Genomic DNA, 19,633 nt, shown 5'->3' with positions numbered 1-19,633 from the left:
ATAAGGTGCCAGGCACTATTGTTTGCTATCAATTTTCATCACTCAAATAACGTCATCTGCTCCGTCTCCCCAAGTCGATCAATCGTCTGAGGCTCATGATCTTGGAAAAACGCATGGTGCAACCATTTTTCCTTCGTCATAATTTTTTTACTAGCGTCACTAGATGATCTTAAGCGGCAGCTATAAAGGATGGGAAAATAATCTTGCAGAAATTTACCTTCTGCATGTGCTGTCAGCGCAATTATTTGGAATCCTAACTGTTCGGCAACGAAAAAGACTGGACTTAACACATGATCGCTCGATGCTTTTCCGAATGGATTATCGAGAATTACTACTCTATTACGTTTTCGGTTAGTGGGTTGATGCTTTTTCTTTTCTGCAACATAATTGAGTATTCCTAAAAATAGAGTCATATTCTTACTCCATTTTTCCCCTCCAGACCAGACATTACTTTGCTCCCAACTATAGTTCCGAGTGGATACCTTATTATCATTAGTCACTTTGCGGCAGTTTACTTTTAAAACATCATTATTCATTACTACTTGCAGCAACTGTTTCGTCTGCAGCCATTTCTCTGTCTCTTTTCGGATTTTTGATGTATCTTGTTGTCCTAAGTCATTTAAGAATCTTTCTGAATCTAATTGCCGTAAGATCCATTCAATATAATCTCTTATTCTCATCTTACCGGCTTCTTCTTCCCATTCAGGGATTTTAAAGGTATAGATTTGCTTCCAATCCTCTTCCACTTTTACTCTTGTTTTCTTTGGAATCTGATTAATTTCTTCAACAAGTGTTTGTAAGTGTGAATGGATTTGATTAATAAAAAATTGTAAATCTTCATCACTTTGACGGATATGTTCCATCGCATAGTTAGATATTTTCTCAATGCGAAGAAGCATATTTTTCTTAAACTCTAACAAATCTTCATAGTTTTGTTTATTATCTAGGCCAGAGATAGCCATCTGCTGCAGCTTTATATTGGAAATTTCACGATTACAAAACTCTCGGAATTTTCGTCTAGCCTTTTCCACGTCCTTCTGTTCAGTTTCCACTAGTTGCTTCTTCTGCTTTAATTCATCCACTACTTTATCTATATATTTCTTGCGACTATAAGTAAAGGTGAGTATTTCTTCCTGTGATAGGGAAACTGGTACAATATGTGGTGCTTTAAAATGATGACTATCCTCGAAAAGATCCATGCCTATAATCGCTTCACTTATAGAAGATAACTCTTTTTTTATTCTTGCTTCCTCTTTCTCTAGATATGCTTTTCGTTCGAGTAAAGCTTGTTTTTCTATTGCTAGTTCTTCCATAATTTCCGCTTTTATTTTGGTAAAATGGATTATTTCTTCTTCTAGGAATTTCGCCTTAAATTGTTTCACTTTTAGTTGCCATATACCATGCTGTCTTTCTTTTCGAGTGTTTTTGCGCTCTACTTCATCTGCTAGTTTCTCGATTTCACTCTGTGCCGTTTGCATTTGATTCCATAACTGATCTTGCAATAGCCTGTGGTCACTTAGAAACTCTATTGTTTCATCTATATAAGGATGTTCCTTTTGTAACTCTTCTATTTGATCCTTTACTTTGTTAAGGGAATTTTGATTTGCTTCTCTTTTAGCGAGTAATTCTCCTTCGGCAACCGTTATTTCACGAATTTTCATTTCTAATGAGAACATTTTTTCTTTAATTGTCGTTTTATCCTCATTTGAAAAGATAGGATTAATGGATCCTAAAGATTTATACTCCTCCTCTTGCTGAAGCATTTCAGCTCTCACCTTATTCCTACTTATCTGTTCATCTAGATACTCTTTCTCTTCCTTCAAATCAGTAAGTTGCCGTTCAATTCGTTCAAGCTCTTTTTTTAATTCTACGAGTTGATTTCTAGTATCTATTTCCTTTCTAGATACATCCATTACTTCTTTGGCATACTGTACATATTGCGTCCCTTTATCGATTTTTCCTTCTAAACCATTTTTCTCATCTCGATAATCTTTAACCGTATTTGTATGCTTTTTCCCTTTATCCTGTAGAGCAAGTATAACGTATTTTTCCTTTTGAAGTTGCTGCTCTAAATCCTCTAATATAGCTTTTGCTTCATTCTGCTGACTCTTCCATTCTGTAAAGAGAGCAAATGGATATGTTTCCATAAATTGTTTGAACGCATGCTGGCCATCTTGCCATTTCTTCATTTCCAATTCTTTTTCCTCACGAAGTAGAGTAGCTTCCTTCGCAATCGTACTAACCTGTTTTTTCCATTCTGCGAAGTTATTCTGACTTGAGTTTGTTTCCCAGTGAGATGGCACCACCCAATTATCATTTGTTTGATAATCTTGCATCGTTAATGCTTCCTCAGTAGTAAGTACCACAATAGGGTATTGCAACTCTTTGGTCATATTGGAAATTCGATTTAGGAGCTTTGGCTTAGATTTTTGTGTTGTCACCAGCGTAATCGGCCATAAAGGATAACGTTTTGCTGCTTGCTTTTCTACTTCATCTACTTCTTGTAAATACTCTACTCCTGTTACTACATAATCCAGTTGATTTTTCCACGTACGGAGTTGTTTTTCAAGGTAGGGATCCCCAAAGAATATATCTTGATTCGCGTAATCATCAACAAAGCGATGGGCCATTCTTTCTTTATCTAGTAACTTCTCCTTTTCTTTCTTTACATTCGCCAATGTTTCAGTGAGCCTTTTTTCAATGGATTCTTGCTGTAAATATACTGTATCAAGGGCATTCCATGCAGCATGAAGAGTTGCTAGTTCGTTTATTAGCTTTTTCTCTGCTTGTTCTCCAAGTGACAGGTTAAAGGAGATTTTGTCCATCTCTTTTTCTAGATTGATCACTTGCGATTGAATCTCTTCTTTTTTTTGCTCTGCTTCTTTTATCTGAACCAGAAATTGCTTTATTTCCTGTTCCAAACGAATGATTTCTTGATCGAGATGCTGCGCTCTATGCTGCCATACTAAGAGCTCTGTTTCAACTTTTTCCTGTTCTGGATTGGCGAGAATTTGTTGTTTAATACGCTGCATATCCTTTTTAAGATATCTAATTGTCGTAGTAATTTGTGTATTAAGTGCCTCTATCTCCTTCTCCCTTGCCAATAAATCTTTTCGGTTTGATTCTTTACTAGCAATCCCTTCTTTTATAGGATTTAGTTGATACCTTATCTCTTGCTTATTCTTTTCTAACTGTTCTAATTCCGCTTTATACCAACCTAACAACGTCGCTTTTATTTCCTCTAATTGTTCTTTAAAATCTTGCACTTCTTCCTTTTGATCGTGCATTTGTAATTCAGCTTCAATGTTGGCTAGAGTTCCTAATAATACACGCTTTTCTTTCTTTAAACCTATTAGTTTTAAGGAGTAAAATTCTTTTTTATACCGCTTTAGATTTTCTTCTTTGTCATTTTTTTGTTGATAGCTTTCTTTATAAGTTCGATCTAAATTCTGGAACTTCCACTCTTCTTGTAAAATATCAAATGAAGCCTCTTTTACTTCGTATAAATGATTACTCGAAAACCACTCCTTCCAGTTTTCTGTAATGCTTTGTTGTTCTGCTAAGTAGCTTTCTTTTTGACTAATTGCTTCCTTATAAAGTCCTTTTACAAACTGTTTCATTTTTTCATAAGCAATTTCTTGAAGATGAAGTACTTCATATGTTTTTGTGAAATCTTCCAATTTCCTTTGTATTTGTTTATTTTCTTCTAACGTTTCTTTTAAATTTTGATAGTTTTTTAAACTGGCATGCTGCTGTTCAAATGTATTAGCGAACAACTGCGTATCATGGCCAACAATTGAATTTTCTACTACGGGAATTAATAGGCGGTCAAATAATTGATTCGTGTTTTTACAGTCGTCAAAAAAAGCTTCTACTCCCCCTTCTGAACTATTAATTTTTGCGATACTTTCCCATTCACTTGTGATGATTTGAAATTGTTCTTCGATATACTGCTTATACTCTTTAATTGTCTGAAACGTTCTCGCAGATAAAGATTTTTCTCTCATATAACTATAATAGTCTTGCATTTCCCCTTTTTCTGCTGTTCGTTTGCCTTCTTTCCCTTCTTTCACAAAAGGAATTTCTTCGATGCTGTTTGCATCATTCTCTCCGTAATCATAGACATAGCGGAGTGAATCGATTCCTTGTTTCGTTGTAAATAGCGACACCGCTGTAACTACATAATGTCTTGGCTTATCATTGGTAATCCATTCAATAGCAATATGTGCTGGAGCATTCTCAAGCATTAATGTATTCTTGATTTTTCGATCTGCTAAATCTGCATGAGGCAAAATAGCTTGCAGTGCAGTTTGAATAAAAACAGTCTTTCCTCCGCCGTTTTCTAAAAGAATCGCACTATTTTGACCATCAAATAAAAAAATCTCATTGTTGTAGCGCTTGTTCCCCTCTTCATAGATCACATTCGTTAAACGGATTTTGCTAATCGATGGCATGGCTTTCCTCCTTGCTAAAGCTATAAATAAATTCAAAAATACCTTTATTATATTCCACTTCCATAAAATATCGCTGAATGATTGTTTTCGCCTTTTCCGTTAAAGTAATTTCATTATTACCAATATCTTGGATTAAAGCTTGATCAATTAAGAATCGCTTCACCGTATTCATGAAACTAAACCGACTGATTGTATTTCCAGCCTGCTTTTTAGCCGTTTCCTTAATATCATCCATGTCTTCCCATTTCTCGATAATGATACTCCAATTATAGGAAAACTCCTTTTCCAGTTCCTTCAATGTACCTTCATCATGGGTCTTTAGATGCTCTATTCGTTCATGAATAAAGCGCACCCATTCATCCAATCTTAAGAAAAGTCTTGTGGGCTCTATGCTTTGATAGGTATCGTAAAAACTACCAAAAAGAACGATGGTCGCAAAGTAAAGCAAATAAATATCTCCATTTGTTGCTCCAGAACGTAAATAATTACGCTTCAGCCAGTCATTGCTAACATGAAAGGGTGACAGTTTCGTTTCAGGGATTAACAGCATTTGTTCGCTTGTATTCACGATAACACAGTCCACTTCTCTACTAAAAAGATCGAGTAAACCCCGAATTTCGTCATCTGCTTTATATTGCTGAACGGCTTCTTTATCTGCTACTCCATCCCGAACTAATTTCGTATATATTTGAAAAGCATTTTTAATCGTTTGTTCCGAGTAATTCATTTTCTTCTCCTTCCAAAGAAATAATCATTTCTTGAATAGAATAACGGGCAAATTGTCTAACAACACGCTTTTCTTCTTTAACAATAAGGGTACGATTTTCTAAAAGTGCCAAAGCGTCACCAAGTAAGGTTGTCCCTTCTTCTTCCTGGATAGCACCTTGTACAACCGGAGACCGTTGATGTAAGATCAACCAAAATTCATAAAAATAACGATTTTCATAGAGCGACGATTGTCCTATTTCATCTAAGTAATGAAGAAAGGAAGATAAAGTATTCCCCTTTCCTGGCTGATAGGCAAATAAAAATAATTCCATAATCTCTTTATATTTTTTCATTAGATTTTTCCGATAAGGACTATCTTGGTCTTCTTTACTTAGCTCTATTAATCCTTGCTCCACTGGTTTTTCTCTTTCTTCGTTTATATTTTGCTCGGCCAAAATGGTCAGTGGTGACCAGAAGTGATTTTCTTCCACTTTTAAAAATGGCTGCAAAACACCTTGCATCGCTTCAAAAGGTAATGGTGTGGAAATCAAATGGGAAACAATATCTTGATCGAAATTAAATGCTTGTATCCCTGTATAATATAGTGATTCTTGGGCAGTCACTAGCGTAGTATTTTTTAAGGATAGCGTCTGTTCCAACAACCTTGAATGCTCATAATGTACCCCTTCTAATTCTCTTGTAATGGTAAGAATTAATTCATACGTTTTGTGCTCCTTCTTGTGAACATCCTTGGAATACAATCTCTCTCTTGTCTCTTTTACGAATTGGCGGAGCTCTTTAAATTCTTCATCTTCTCTTGATAATCGGGCAGAAATATCTTCTAATAGCTGTTTATAGCGGGCAAAGGTTTCTTCTGAAACAATACTCCGCTGAATCTCATGTTTTAACTTTCCAATTCGTTCATCTAAACTCTCTACATCTATTCTCATTTCATTAATCTGGCGCAGAGCTCCTTTAAACTCCCCTCGATCCAATTGTTTCCGCAACATAAGCTGATTAATAGACAGTTGAAATTCACTATAAAATTCTTTTGTCGCAAACACTAATTCAAGCCCATCTTCATCCAACGTATAATATTGTGTATTGGTTTCCATATCAAAATTATTCGCTTTGAGAATAGAATAGTCTATTATATCCTCTTTTCCTGAATCCCAATTATAATAAGAATAACTGCGTTTCCTCCCTGTTGTAGGTCGAAATATTTGAATAATAGTTCTTGCTATTCTTTCATAATCCCGCTCATCAAGTATATATTGATTTTCCGTTAGCTTTTGCAAAAAGTTAGCCAATTGCTTTGTACCAACTTTATAATTCCGAATTAACTTCTGCTCAAAAAAGAAAAGCAGGGAAAGCAAACCAAGTCCTTTCATATCAACCATTAATTCTTGTTGGTCTTGTTCCCGTTTTCTTTCTAATTCATATAATGGATCAAATAAGGCAAGGCGGCGTATTCTTTCTCTATATCCATTTGTTATTTCTTGTAATTCAAGCTTGTCCAATCTGACTCCCTCCAAATTTGCTGCAACTCCCTAGTTTTAAGTGTTTCCTGTGGATAATAGCTTCCGTCTTCTAAGAGGCGTTGAATTTGCAGTTGCTGCTCCAAAGGAAAATAGGATAAAAATTGACTTAATGCTATTTTTCTACTTTTTTGATATTCTTTTCCCATAGCAGATTTCTTGTGCAAACAAGCTTCATAGAAAGGTAACGCTAATATCATATTCTGTTTTTCATTCAAGGAATACCAAATGGATATGCCTTCATGATCTATATCACCAAAGTAGAAAAAATAGTGTTTAGCTATTACAGGATACTGCATAGGAAATTGTTCAATACTTTTTATTACTGCTTTTCCACTCCCGTAGATTAATGTAGAAAATTTTGTTTCTTTTAATACAGGAAGTAGCCCTTGAAAGGTTGTCTTATTTTCAACTATTAAATGAAACTGTTCTTCTACTGTTATTTGCATAGGATTAATTGCGAACATGAGTGGTTCAGAAACTGGGATAATTTTCAATGAATGAAAGAGACCGATTTTCTCGAGTATTTCTTTTCCTCCTTTTTCCACTATCCATTTCTCATCTTCCACTAATTCATAGCTTCGTTCTGGAGCAGGTACTTCTTCAGTTGGAAAAGAAAACTTCTGCAAATACTGATCAATCTTCCGGATATAAGGTAAGTGTTTTTTCCAAACATTAGGTTCTTCTTGGTAGTATGCGTCCAAATTAATGGATGGGTGCAAGTTTCTTCGGTAGGATTGTAATTCCTTATGATAATCATCTACTAACATTTTCTTTTGAATACGATATTGAAAGGCAAGTGAAGGATTTCGACTATTTCTTCCTTTTGCTTTTACCATTCCCAGAATTCCTTCTGCTTCCAATTCCAACACTACTTGAGCAAATTCCTCGTAGCTACGCATAAATGGCTTTATCACTTGTTCTAATTCAAGCAAGGCTATAGTCTTCTTTGGGAATGCAATAAACAATTTTTTTATCTCTTCCAATACATAAACACTTCTTTCTTATGTAATTAAATCTACTATTATTGTACTAGATAATGGTATGAAGGCTAAATATTTTTTTACATAACAAAGTCCCAGGCACCTTAAAAAGACATTTGTCCATCGCTGGTACCTGGCACTCAAAAGTGAAAGCTGCCCCAAAATTGGGACAGCCTCTTTATTTCTGTTTAAATTATGTTTCACTCCAAATCCCACAAATGATAATCCACACTAGCATCCAATATATTTACCTTTCCATAAGAGACACTATCAGATACTGCTGCAAAATTATAATCAGAATATAGGGTAAGAACTGGCAAATCCGCTTCCCAGATTTCCTGTAGTTCCTCGTAAATTACTTTTCTTTTTTCAGCGATTGGTTCTGCTTTGCCATCAGCCAATAATTGATCTACTTTTGGATTATTGTAGTTCATAAAGTTAAACGAGCCGTTGCTGGCATACATGGATGATACATCTGGATCTACCGTAAGAGCATTTCCTAATAAATACAGATCGTAGTCTCCTTCTTTTGCCATTTGGAGTGAAGACGGGAAATCATAGGTTGCTGTTTTGACCTTTATGCCGATATCCTCTAAATTCTGGACGATGATATTGGCTGATTGTTCCCGTACCTTATTTCCGAGTGGAACGACAAAATCTAATGTTTGGTTTATATCCCAACCAGATTCAGCAAGTAATTGTTTTGCTTTCTCTGGATCGTAGGTGTATTTGGTTAAATCATTATTTAAATAAGGATTTAAGGAGGTATACGGTCCATCAATTATTTCTCCTGTCCCTTTAAGAAGATCATCTACAATCGATTCACGGTTAATTGCATAGGCCATTGCTTGTCTAAGCTTTGCATCCTTTATTGTCTCCATATTAAACACTAACATTTGAAAACCAATTGTTTGCTGCAATTCTGTTTTTACATTTTCAATCTTCTTTACCGTTTCATAGTCTTGTACAGCTATTTTCCCTAATGAATTATTCATTTGAATTTCACCGGTTTGGAGCTGTGCGACTAAATTGGATGCCGGCATTATTTTCACATATATCTTGTCTATTTTTGGAGTGCCTAAATAATAATCAGGGTTCTTTTCAAATTCTACATATTGGTCTTTTTTATATTGTACAAATTTGAAAGGTCCATTCGTAACAGTAGGATTCTGCATAAAGGGATCCTTTGATAGTTCTTTTGGATCGACATCCTGTAAAATATGCTTTGGCAAAATCATTAATTTGACCCCTAACTGTTCTTTAATCATATTGGGGTCAACTGGGTTTGTCGTTTTAAATTCTAATGTTTTTTCGTCAATCACCTTTACAGAAGGGATTTCAGCTACTCCTTCTGGCAGCTTTCCATTCTCTAACCCTTCAAGCGGCGTTAGAAAATTACCTACATGTGTTTCAACATTTGGGTTGGCAATCAAATTCAAGGTGAAGGCAGCATCTTCGGCTGTAACAGGGGTCCCATCTGACCAATTGGCTTTTGCATTTATTTTAATGGTATACGTTTGATTGTCTGTTGTTTCAAAGGATTCGGCTAATTTCGGAGTAAATTTCAAGGATTCTGGCATATCTAATAGGGAGTCAAACATGAATCCTTCTATATACTGTGAGGCTACATCTGATGAATTAATCGTGTTAAATGCGATTGGTGGATTAACCATTCCAATAAATAAATTTTTCTCCTCGGAAGTATTTGCAGTACCATTTGTTGTACTATTGCTACAAGCTACAAGTAATAGCAATACAGAAAGCATGAGCATTAAAGTGCTTCGATTATTAAACAACATGTTTTCCCCTCCAACATATTTCATGTACTACTTCATTTAAGGACATAAATCAAATAGGCTCATGGAGTGATATGACAAGACTCTTCCATTTAATTGTCATAAGTAAACATGGTGTTTATTTAGAAAGCATTGCTTTAAAGGTCCTATCACTTCCCTTTACTTTACTGCATTGTATGGGGCTATGACTTCTAACGCATTTTCCACTAGATAATAATGAATGATGGAGAGCATTGCTTTTCCTGCATTTAGCATTGCCCTTTCGTCAAAGTTAAATTTAGGGTGATGATGGGGATATACAGCACCTATGGCTTCATTGCCTGCTCCAGTAAAGAAAAGCATGCCAGGCTTTTTCTCTAAATAATTGGCAAAATCCTCACTGACTAACAATGCTGGCACTTCTTCAACATTCACTTCTGGTAGTGAATCTTTCATTGTGCTGGCAAATATCTCTGTTTCATTCAGATGATTATAAACCCCTGCTACTCCATGGAAATAGTTAAATTCATAATCAGCCTTGGAACTTAAGCAGATACCTTTAATAGCATCATTCATTGCTTCTTCTACTAATTGCTGCACTTCTTTTTCATACGTTCTCACCGTTCCTTTTAATAGCGCAGAATCTGCTATTACATTCCCAGCATCTCCTGCATGAATGGAGCCAATTGTGATAACAGCCGTTTTCTGAGGGTGAACTCTTCTACTTACGATGTACTGAAGCTGATTAATCAACTGACCAGCAACAGCAATAGAATCAATGGTATCCTGAGGAGAGGATCCATGACCGCCTTTTCCTTTTATTTTAATCTCGAAGCCGTCTCCTGCTGCTGTTGTATATCCTTTCGTATAAGAAATTGTTCCAGTTGGGATTAAACTCCATAAGTGATTTCCGAATACGATATCTACTCCTTCCAAACAATTGTCTGCAATCATTTTTCTTGCACCACCACCGCCTTCTTCCGCATGTTGAAAGAGTAGTACTACGTTGCCAGCTAGTTGATCTCTATTTTCTTGTAGTACCTTACCAACTGCTAACAGGGTAGCTGTATGCCCATCATGTCCACATGCATGCATTACTCCATCTACTTTTGATTTATACGGTACATCTTTTTCATCCTGAATTGGCAGTGCATCGAAATCCGCTCTTAATGCAATGGTTTTTCCTGGTTGGCCTCCCTTTACATAGCCTATAATACCCATACCGCCAACCTTTACTTTTCTCTCAATCCCGTATTCCGATAATAGAGATGCGATTAGCTTTGAAGTCTTAAATTCCTGATTTGATAATTCAGGATACTGGTGCATATATCTGCGCCATTCCACCATTTTGTCATACATTTCTTCTAATTGTAATTTCCAATTGCTTAGCATATTCCTTCCTCCTTCGTTCTATTGATTTAATATTAACCCCATTAAATATTCTTTATATTCAGAATATTAAATTTATAAATAGTATATCGTGAAATAGTCAAGAATACAATTTTATTATACGAAAGTCGAAATATTGTTTATTTATATTTATACATCCATTTGTTACTAAAAAATGTCGACACTTTAAAAAGACATTTGTCTATTAAATAAAATAAGAGAATCAGCAAAATGCCAATTCTCCTTCTATGTTTTATCAAAATCTATTAAACCCTATCTGTTCATAAGCTTGTTATATAATCCCCTGTTCAATCATTGCATCTGCTACTTTAATAAAACCAGCAATATTAGCTCCTGCAACGAGATTCCCTTTCGTCGCATAATCCTCTGCTGCTTGGATGCTTTTGCTATAAATATTCTTCATGATGTCTAGTAATTTCTTATCTACCTCATCATGGGTCCAAGCTACTCTAGCACTATTTTGTGCCATTTCTAAAGCAGAGACTGCTACTCCACCTGCATTTGCTGCTTTCGCAGGTGCAAATAACACATTTTGATGAATAAAGGTATCAACCGCTTCTAAAGTAGAAGGCATATTCGCCCCTTCCCCTACTGCTCTTACCCCATTAGAGATTAACTTTTCTGCGGCTTCCTTATTGAGCTCATTTTGTGTGGCACATGGCAAAGCAATATCGCATGGAATTCCCCAAATGCCAGTATATCCTTCCTGGTAGATAGCATTTGGATGTTTTTTCACATATTCATAGATTCTTTTGTTTTCTACTTCTTTTAATTGTTTCACTGTATCTAGATCAATTCCATTTGGGTCATATACATAACCACTTGAATCACTACAAGCAATAACTTTTGCACCTAACTGCATCGCCTTTTCCATGGCGTAAATAGACACATTTCCTGAGCCAGACACAACAACTGTACTATCGTTAAAGCTTAATTCCTGACTTTTAAGCATCTCTTCCACAAAGTACACTAATCCGTATCCTGTCGCCTCTTTACGCCCTAAGCTTCCACCAAATCCTATGCCTTTTCCTGTTAATACACCTGCTTCATATGAACCTTTTAATCTTTTAAATTGTCCAAACATATAGCCGATTTCTCTTGCACCTACGCCAATATCTCCAGCAGGCACATCGATATCTGGTCCAATATACTTGCTAAGTTCTGTCATAAAGCTCTGACAAAATCGCATAATTTCTAGATCAGATTTGCCCTTAGGATCAAAATCAGAACCACCTTTCCCTCCGCCTATAGGCTGCCCAGTTAATGCGTTTTTAAAGATCTGCTCAAAACCAAGAAATTTAATAATACTTGCATTAACAGAAGAATGAAATCTTAATCCTCCTTTATAAGGCCCAATGGCATTATTAAATTGGACACGATAGCCTCGGTTTACTTTTATATTGCCATTATCATCTACCCAAGGTACTTTGAAGCTAATTAATCGATCTGGTTCAAGCATTCTTTCTAATACAGCATGTTTGATATATGTTGGATTTTTTTCAAGTACAGGAACTAAAGAAACGAGGACTTCTTTAACTGCCTGCTGGAACTCCTTTTCGTGAGGATTACGTTCTTGAACTTGAATAAACAACTCGTTAATGTAATCTGTCACGGTTTGTGTTTGAACCTCTTCTTTTTCCTCCAGCACTTTCATCCTTTTTCAGCCCCTAATGTTTTGAATGTTAGAATATTCTCTTTTCTAAAAGTTGTTTTTATTTTATAATTTTATAATTAATAGTTTCAATACTAATTTCGGATTGAATTCATGCGTTATGCGCATGAGTGGAAAAGAGTGAAGAAATGGAAATAAGACAAATTCAATATTTTTTAGAAGCTGCCAAAAGAGAACATATTACAGAAGCTGCGTAAGCCCCCAATCAAACAACGCATATAAACACGCAGTGCCTCCTGGTACGATGAATGTATCAATTTAAGGAGGTGCTTTTCATATGCCAAAACAAAAACTAACAATCGTCCCCGTTACATTACATTCCGAAAATAAGGTTTCATATTCATCCACGTCATCAGCAGCCTCTTCCAGTAACGCTTGCACGATCAAAACGGCAAGCATAGAAATCTCCTTCAACAACGGCGTGGATCAGCACATCATTCAAACGGTTATGAGGGAGCTGAAACATCTGTGAAACACGACTATACAAGTGTTAAAAATATATATATCATTTGTGGAAAAACTGACATGCGTAAAGGGATTGATGGATTAGCGACACTGATTCAAGATTCTTTTGAACTGGACCCATATGGTGATTCCATTTTCTTATTTTCAGGATGGAGTAAGGATCGGTATAAATGTTTGTATTTCGATGGTGATGGCTTCGCCATGCTTTATAAACGTTTGGATAAAGGCAAACTTCAATGGCCAAAAGACGAAGATGAGGTGCGAAAACTTTCCCAACAGGAGGTTAGGTGGCTGCTTGAGGGGTTATCGATTCAGCAACCAAACGCCATTCAAAAATCACAAAAAGGAGTATTCTAAACCTGCTGGAAATGTTGATTTAAAGCCATTCTCAAGTTTATTTTTCATGTTAAAAATGTTATAATATACCTATAACTTATGTGAACGAAAAGTGGTGAAATAAATGGTTAATGCTTCTTCCAATAACAATAATCCATATGAGAAATTAATTCGACTTCTCGAAGAACAATTGGCTCATTCAAATCAACAAAACAAAGATTTATCGAAAAAGCTAGATCGATCAACTAAACAGATTGAAGTGTTAACCGATCAAGTACGCCATTTAACTAAGCTTTTATATGGATCAAAAACCGAAAAATCGAAATATAACCTACCAGATGGGCAAGGCTCATTATTTGATGATGACCCGGATTTTAGCGAACCTGAGCACACAGAAGAACAAAGCCAGCAGACAATTTCTTATACTGTTGTACGAAAAGTTACATCAAAAAAACGAAATGATTCCTTGCATGATGGTATTGAAGTAGAAGCTATTCACCATTATCCGGAAAATACAATCTGTGACTGTTGCCAAGAGCAAATGATTGAAATTGGCAGTACAATCGTACGTGAAGAAGCAACATTTATTCCTGCCAAAATGATGAAAGTACAGCACGTTGAACATGCGTATGAATGTAAAGGCTGTAAAGTGGATTCATCACAGCCAGCACAAATTAAACGCGGGAAAGCACCTCAACCAGCGATTCAGCGTAGCATGGCAAGTCCTAGCGTACTTGCCAAAGTTATCTATGATAAATTTGTACAATACTTACCTCTTTACCGTCAGGTAAAAGAATGGGATCGCTATGGATTGGATACCAATGATAAAAATCTCTCGAATTGGGTTATCCGTGCAGCACACGATTGGCTCATACCTGTTTACGAACGAATGAAAGAGTTGATGATGTCTAAATCAGTTTTGCATGTCGATGAAACATATGGACAAATTATCAACCGATCGGATGGGAAATCAGGCCAAGCCAATGCCTATAATTGGGTGTTTCGAAGTGTGCCAAGCCAAGGGCCAACAATGACTCTCTTTCAAAGTGCATTATCTCGAGCTCGATCTGTCCTTGAAAGTTTCATTAAAGGCTTTTCTGGTACGATCATTTGCGATGGTTATTCCGCCTATGATAAGTTGGAAGGCGTTACCTTCGCAAATTGTTGGGCGCACGTTAGGCGTTACTGGCTTAAAGCAGACAGCAAAAATGGCCGAATCGGAGTGAGCTATTGCGACGAATTATATCGACTCGAAAGGAAATTTAAACATTTGTCTCCGAGTAAACGAAGGAAAAAACGCCAAAAATACTCAAAGCCAATTGTAGATAAATTTTTTAAGTGGGTTGAAACGTCACCATTCTACGGAAAAAATGCCTTGGCTAAAGCAGCTGAATACACATTGAACAGGGCAAATGGACTTAAAGCATTCCTGAATGATGGGCGAATTGAAATAGATAATAATCCGGCCGAGAACGCCATTCGTCCCAACGTTATAGGAAGAAAAAATTGGCTTTTTAGTGTAAGTGAAGCAGGTGCAAAAGCGAATGCCGTCTGTTTGAGTATCGCTGAAACTAGCAAAAGTAACGGCGTTGATTTCTATAAATATATAAAAAAACTTTTTACGGATCTGCCAAATCTCAGCATCCAACAAAACCCTGAGATATTAGATCAATACATGCCCTGGTCAAAAATAATTCAGGGAGAATGTAGCAAATAAATGAAATAGCCGTAATTCGATTAAAAAAATCAGAATTCACGGCTATTTGTAATGCGTACCGAAAAGGTGCGCTATTTTTATAATTCGGGCTTACGAAGCTGCCGATTCTTTGCATGTTGCACAATCATCTGTGAGTCGTCAGATTTTTAACTTAGAAACAGAATTAGGAGTAGAACTTTTTATACGTGAAGGGAGAAGCGTGAAATTAACGCCTCTAGGAAAAGTTTTTTTTGAACGGATGAAGCAAGTATGGAGTATGATGGAGGATGCGAAGAGAGAAGTAGAGGAATCACTCGACCCTGAAAAAGGAACAGTCAGAATTGCATTCCCTATCAGTATGGCTGCTCATACACTCCCTTCTATTATTTATTCCTTTCGAAACCGATATCCAGAAGCTAAATTTCATATGAGTAATGCCCTGTATCACGATCTTATCGATGGAGTGATTAGTGGGGAGTTTAATTTGGCAATGATTGCACCAATGCCGAATCGAGAAAAAGAAACTAAAATCAAAGGTGCTACATTATTTACAGAAAATATTGTTGCACTACTCCCTCTTCACCACCCATTAAGTAGACAAAAGGAAATCCAGTTAAAAGACCTGAAAGACGACTCTTTTTGCGTCTTGCCTGAAGGATTTGTATTTCGTCATCAAGTAATTACAGCATGTCACGATGCAGGTTTTTCGCCACAGATTGCATTTGAGGGAAAAGATATTGATGCATTAAAAGGATTGGTATCTGCAGGATTGGGCGTTGCCTTGATGCCTGAAATGACTCTCGTAGATAATACACCACGTTCTACTTGCGTCATCCCCCTTTCAGATGACAATCTCACTCGAACCGTGGGTGTCATTTATCCCACCCATCGAAAACTTCTTCCAACAGAATCATTGTTTTATCAGTTTTTGTTGGAAACATATGAGAGGTTAAATGAGTTTAAAAAGTAACGATGGAAAATAGAGTGTCAGGTACTGTCAAAAGTCAGCTGTCTAGATTAGAGGTGCCTGCCATTCAAAATCAAACTTAATTAAAGTTTGATTTTGAATGGCAACAGAATTTATTTTCTTTAATACTTCTTAACTTACTATAATATAATTCTCGAAAAAATAATCTACCTCACACCTGTTTTTCTATTAGCTCTACTCTATCTTTCTCCTGGATTTTTAGGTCCTCAAAATATTGAGTGAACTCTGACTCTCCTGAATAAGATAAACATAAATATTGCTTCGCTCTTGTCATACCAATATATAACAAAGATACTTCTCTTTCTTTGTCTTCCTCTAAAGGAAAAGGCATATTATCCACATTAACAATAAAAACCACCTGAAAGTCAAGACCCTTACTGCTTTCAATTGTACTAATTTTCACTGTTTCTCCTTCCAATTCAAAATTCCGTTTTGTCTGCTCGTTCTCTGTGATCCAGTAGTTTGGAATTGCTTCCTTATGTAAGGACTGTTGAATAGTATCGATTATGTTCAATTTATGTGTTCGCTTAACCCGATAAAGTATAAGTATATCTGAATAGGATATCTTCTTTTCTTCATGTAACTTTTGGATTTGTCGTGCAACTATTCTCATTTCTTTCCAAAAACTATCAGCTTTTACTATCGCTGCCTCTGGACCTTTTCTTCTTGTACTTTGTGGGGCAATAACTTCCCCTTCATGTTCACGTGAAATAACTTTATTTTTTAAGAAAGAGTGTTTCTGATAAAAGTCCCATGCAAATTTAACAATTTGAGCAGTATTCCGATAATTAATCGTAAGAATTTTCGACCTACCTTGAAAGCTTAAACCTGTATCTTTGACATAACTTCTTTTTCTGTTATATATTGTCTGTGCTCGATCTTCTACTAATAAAAGAGATTGTGTATTTTCATTTAATAACTTGCTAACTAAAGCTAACCAGTCAGCTTCAAAATCTTGACCTTCATCTATCAAAATAGCATCATATATTGGCAGTATTGTTTCTTTTTTCTCCAATTTTTCTATAATTGTTGGAATTTGTTTCTCATTAATTTTCAAATCAAATTTAAGCCATTCGTGAAAATTGCGTACAATCAAGTTATTTTGACTCTGTATGAGCACATCTTCTACATCCTCATCCTTATTAGTGAAATCAAAAAGACTATCAGGCTCCTCTAACATGTGGCGAATAATTTGCTTAATATTCTGGGATAGGGAAATGTTATAACAAAGAATAAGAATTTTCCAATCAGGATGTTCCTTCAATAATAACTTAGCTCGACTTGCCAATATCAATGTTTTACCGCTTCCAGCAACACCTCGAATTAATCGGTTTTTATCGCCAATTTGTTTTGCTAAATTTTCTTGATGCAAGTCCATTGCTTTTATATCATGAAGACTAAGGAGTAATTGATCTTGATAAGGAACTGGGGCTTTAAACTCCGCGCTAATGCGAACTTCCGGGAATAGATGATATCGGATAGCATTAATATCGTAAATATCTAAGTTTTTCCTCAGTCTATAGGGAACAACAAACATATTTGTTATCTTTTCAATTAAGTTTTCTTCAGTAAAACTCTCTTTTTCCGGGTCAATTTCATCTCTTATTAAACATAAATTGGGATCAATAACACTATAAATTCCTTCAGCAATAAAATCTTTTTGATACATTCTTGTGAAGACTGCTCCAAAACCATAAGGAAACTTTAATTGCATTTGATATTTGCCAGCTGTATGAATCAAATTCTTATCCTTTTTTAATGTATCTACTACATGAAACATATTGTCTCTTGCCTGTTTAAGAGGACTCTTTACCATTGCCTGTTCTCCATTTGCAGAGACAATAATCCAATCATCGTGATTAATTTGTACTAGTGTAGTTTTTGTATAATCCTTGACTTCTAGCACAACCAGACCTAAATCAGGACCAATTATAACAAAGTCAGGCCGTTTTCCTAATATTTCTGGTTCATAATAAACGATATAATCATCCGGTAAATAGTTCTTTAAGGTCCGAAAGAGCAAACGTTCTCCTGCGGTTGCAGTGGATCGTATAGTCTCAGGTACAGTCTGTGCCACCTATATCAACTCCATTTATAGTAAAAAAGTAGTATAATAGGCAAATTATATCATATCAAATATCATCATTTTCTTGATTTTAAAATATTTCTCCTCACTCATTATTATTTTGAGTTTGGAAATTCTTCATTAACGTATTTATTAGTCCTTTTCCGCAAATTGCTGGCTGTTTGCACTCCATCTCCCTAATACACGAATAACAATACCCCAGCTCCAGCTCAAATTTATACCACTTTTCACACTTCAAGCATTTTTTATGTAATACTTCGTTTATCAATAAATCGTATCCATAATATGTAAATACCTTTTCAATTTTCATTGCATCTGCCCCTTTCTTTTCATCACCCTCTGCTAAACTATGCAATCGCTTGAAATAGGTGATAGCCCAAAAGGATTTTTTCGGCAGAAAGGAAGGGGATTTAACCTGTTTATAAAAGAAATGCACTCCAATACTTTAAATCAGAGTACATTTCTTTCCCTTATTAATGTTGTTTATTAGGCAATTTTGCTTCCGGATGTCCTTTGCCATGCTTTTTATTTTTCTCTTGCTTCTTTTGATCATTTTTTAATTTTTCAACAAACTGATTCGTATCTTCCATTATTATCCCTCCTATAAATGTTCATGTTATTTTATCCCATTATCGAACTTTACATTCTTTCAAATCCTTTCATTTCTCCGGGGCATACATTGTAAAACGAACATTTAGCAAAGTAAAAAAGTTCCTTTCCCTTTGGATTAGCACCACATGATCAGTCTAATTCAATAGCTCTGGTTACTTGTTTGCCACAATTTTTACAGTTTCCTTGTAAAGCAATGCCAATTTTGTTTCTTTGATTAAATAATTTTCTATTTGAACGAAATCGATGCAGGAACTACCCATACATTCCTTATTAATTCACTACGCGTTTCTTTTTGAAGGGACAACCATTTTTTGTTGCGTTAAAAGATAATAATTCTGTCTCTTTTTTGTTATCCACCCATATTCCCTCCATTTTTTTTAATTTCTTTTGCACTTACAGTCTATAGTCTAATCCATTAGGAACTTAGACAAATTCATCGAGTCAACCTTCCATTATCGATTTATTCGATTATACCTATCGATATTATCCTCTTTATTAACAGTCACTTTCATATTAAGATAGAAAAAAGAAATAGATGAGAAGGATGAAAATTCATGAAAACTATCGCAGTAATTGATGGGGGAACTCGTCCTAATGGAAATACCGCAATCTTGACTAATCAGGTATATAGAAGGTATCTCAGCAGAAATAATTCACCTTAGAGATCATACCATCTATCCGATTATAGATATGCGACACACTTTGGAGGGATTTCAAACCAGAACGGATGACTATAATGCAATAATTGATCTAGTACTTGCTCATGACATATTAATCTTCTCCACCCCTATTTATTGGTTTAGCATGTCTGGTTTAATGAAGAATTTCATCGATCGCTGGTCTCACTTTTTAAGGGATGTAAATTACCCTGATTTCCAAGAAAAAATGGCTGCAAAATAAACCTTGTATC

Annotated in this window: 14 protein-coding genes; 4 read left to right on the top strand and 10 right to left on the bottom strand. The window is 35.7% G+C overall.

Annotated elements, in window-relative coordinates:
• Positions 1-38 precede the first annotated feature (38 nt).
• From AB3U99_RS07425 to AB3U99_RS07390, 8 genes are all read right to left on the bottom strand, one after another.
• Positions 39-4,454, bottom strand: coding sequence for a hypothetical protein (locus tag AB3U99_RS07425; RefSeq protein ID WP_400246662.1), 4,416 nt, complete (start codon positions 4,452-4,454; stop codon positions 39-41).
• Positions 4,441-5,181 (bottom strand): DUF6063 family protein, encoded by a 741-nt coding sequence (locus AB3U99_RS07420; RefSeq protein ID WP_400246661.1) that lies wholly within the window; start codon positions 5,179-5,181, stop codon positions 4,441-4,443. Before AB3U99_RS07420 ends, AB3U99_RS07425 begins: the two co-directional genes overlap by 14 nt.
• Entirely contained in the window at positions 5,156-6,682 is a 1,527-nt protein-coding gene (locus AB3U99_RS07415; protein ID WP_400246660.1) for a replicative DNA helicase, read from the bottom strand. Before AB3U99_RS07415 ends, AB3U99_RS07420 begins: the two co-directional genes overlap by 26 nt.
• Positions 6,655-7,686, bottom strand: a complete 1,032-nt coding sequence (locus AB3U99_RS07410) for a Wadjet anti-phage system protein JetD domain-containing protein (protein ID WP_400246659.1) — start codon at positions 7,684-7,686, stop codon at positions 6,655-6,657. The genes AB3U99_RS07415 and AB3U99_RS07410 overlap by 28 nt, the downstream gene beginning before the upstream one ends.
• A gap of 197 nt (positions 7,687-7,883) precedes the next feature.
• Entirely contained in the window at positions 7,884-9,482 is a 1,599-nt protein-coding gene (locus tag AB3U99_RS07405; protein WP_400246658.1) for an ABC transporter substrate-binding protein, read from the bottom strand.
• Between the two features lie 156 nt (positions 9,483-9,638).
• Positions 9,639-10,850 (bottom strand): M20 family metallopeptidase, encoded by a 1,212-nt coding sequence (locus AB3U99_RS07400; RefSeq protein WP_400246657.1) that lies wholly within the window; start codon positions 10,848-10,850, stop codon positions 9,639-9,641.
• 289 nt (positions 10,851-11,139) lie between these two features.
• Positions 11,140-12,522 (bottom strand): NADP-specific glutamate dehydrogenase, encoded by a 1,383-nt coding sequence (gene gdhA, locus AB3U99_RS07395; RefSeq protein ID WP_400246656.1) that lies wholly within the window; start codon positions 12,520-12,522, stop codon positions 11,140-11,142.
• A 291-nt stretch (positions 12,523-12,813) separates the two neighbouring features.
• Positions 12,814-12,939: a hypothetical protein gene (locus AB3U99_RS07390; RefSeq protein WP_400241486.1), complete on the bottom strand. Its 126-nt coding sequence runs from the start codon at positions 12,937-12,939 to the stop codon at positions 12,814-12,816.
• A 69-nt stretch (positions 12,940-13,008) separates the two neighbouring features.
• On the opposite strand from AB3U99_RS07390, the gene tnpB reads away from it, so the two are divergent.
• From tnpB to AB3U99_RS07375, 3 genes are all read left to right on the top strand, one after another.
• Entirely contained in the window at positions 13,009-13,362 is a 354-nt protein-coding gene (gene tnpB / locus AB3U99_RS07385; protein ID WP_400241485.1) for an IS66 family insertion sequence element accessory protein TnpB, read from the top strand.
• Between the two features lie 103 nt (positions 13,363-13,465).
• A complete protein-coding gene (tnpC, locus tag AB3U99_RS07380; protein WP_400241484.1) occupies positions 13,466-15,058 on the top strand; it encodes an IS66 family transposase in 1,593 nt (530 codons plus the stop codon).
• Positions 15,059-15,131: 73 nt separating this feature from the next.
• Positions 15,132-16,007: a LysR substrate-binding domain-containing protein gene (locus tag AB3U99_RS07375; protein WP_400247981.1), complete on the top strand. Its 876-nt coding sequence runs from the start codon at positions 15,132-15,134 to the stop codon at positions 16,005-16,007.
• A gap of 169 nt (positions 16,008-16,176) precedes the next feature.
• Here AB3U99_RS07375 and AB3U99_RS07370 read toward each other — a convergent pair whose 3' ends face one another.
• Both AB3U99_RS07370 and AB3U99_RS07365 read right to left on the bottom strand, forming a co-directional pair.
• Entirely contained in the window at positions 16,177-18,102 is a 1,926-nt protein-coding gene (locus tag AB3U99_RS07370) for a 3'-5' exonuclease (RefSeq protein WP_400246655.1), read from the bottom strand.
• A 482-nt stretch (positions 18,103-18,584) separates the two neighbouring features.
• Positions 18,585-18,701: a DUF4023 family protein gene (locus tag AB3U99_RS07365; protein WP_400246654.1), complete on the bottom strand. Its 117-nt coding sequence runs from the start codon at positions 18,699-18,701 to the stop codon at positions 18,585-18,587.
• Positions 18,702-19,413: 712 nt separating this feature from the next.
• Here AB3U99_RS07365 and AB3U99_RS07360 point away from each other — a divergent pair.
• Positions 19,414-19,623 (top strand): flavodoxin family protein, encoded by a 210-nt coding sequence (locus AB3U99_RS07360; RefSeq protein WP_400246653.1) that lies wholly within the window; start codon positions 19,414-19,416, stop codon positions 19,621-19,623.
• Positions 19,624-19,633: the final 10 nt, after the last annotated feature.

The organism is Niallia tiangongensis (assembly GCF_044704065.1).
Lineage (GTDB): Bacteria > Bacillota > Bacilli > Bacillales > Cytobacillaceae > Niallia > Niallia tiangongensis.
Note: the sequence above shows the minus strand (reverse complement) of the source record. Positions and strands in the feature narration are given on the sequence as shown.

What these genes read in the sequence shown, in the direction of transcription:
- AB3U99_RS07425 (WP_400246662.1), bottom strand. Translation starts at nt 4,454, where the DNA reads ATGCCATCGATTAGCAAAATCCGTTTAACGAATGTGATCTATGAAGAG.
- AB3U99_RS07420 (WP_400246661.1), bottom strand. Translation starts at nt 5,181, where the DNA reads ATGAATTACTCGGAACAAACGATTAAAAATGCTTTTCAAATATATACG.
- AB3U99_RS07405 (WP_400246658.1), bottom strand. Translation starts at nt 9,482, where the DNA reads ATGTTGTTTAATAATCGAAGCACTTTAATGCTCATGCTTTCTGTATTG.
- AB3U99_RS07400 (WP_400246657.1), bottom strand. Translation starts at nt 10,850, where the DNA reads ATGCTAAGCAATTGGAAATTACAATTAGAAGAAATGTATGACAAAATG.
- gdhA (WP_400246656.1), bottom strand. Translation starts at nt 12,522, where the DNA reads ATGAAAGTGCTGGAGGAAAAAGAAGAGGTTCAAACACAAACCGTGACA.
- AB3U99_RS07390 (WP_400241486.1), bottom strand. Translation starts at nt 12,939, where the DNA reads ATGCTTGCCGTTTTGATCGTGCAAGCGTTACTGGAAGAGGCTGCTGAT.
- tnpC (WP_400241484.1), top strand. Translation starts at nt 13,466, where the DNA reads ATGGTTAATGCTTCTTCCAATAACAATAATCCATATGAGAAATTAATT.
- AB3U99_RS07365 (WP_400246654.1), bottom strand. Translation starts at nt 18,701, where the DNA reads ATGGAAGATACGAATCAGTTTGTTGAAAAATTAAAAAATGATCAAAAG.
- AB3U99_RS07360 (WP_400246653.1), top strand. Translation starts at nt 19,414, where the DNA reads ATGCGACACACTTTGGAGGGATTTCAAACCAGAACGGATGACTATAAT.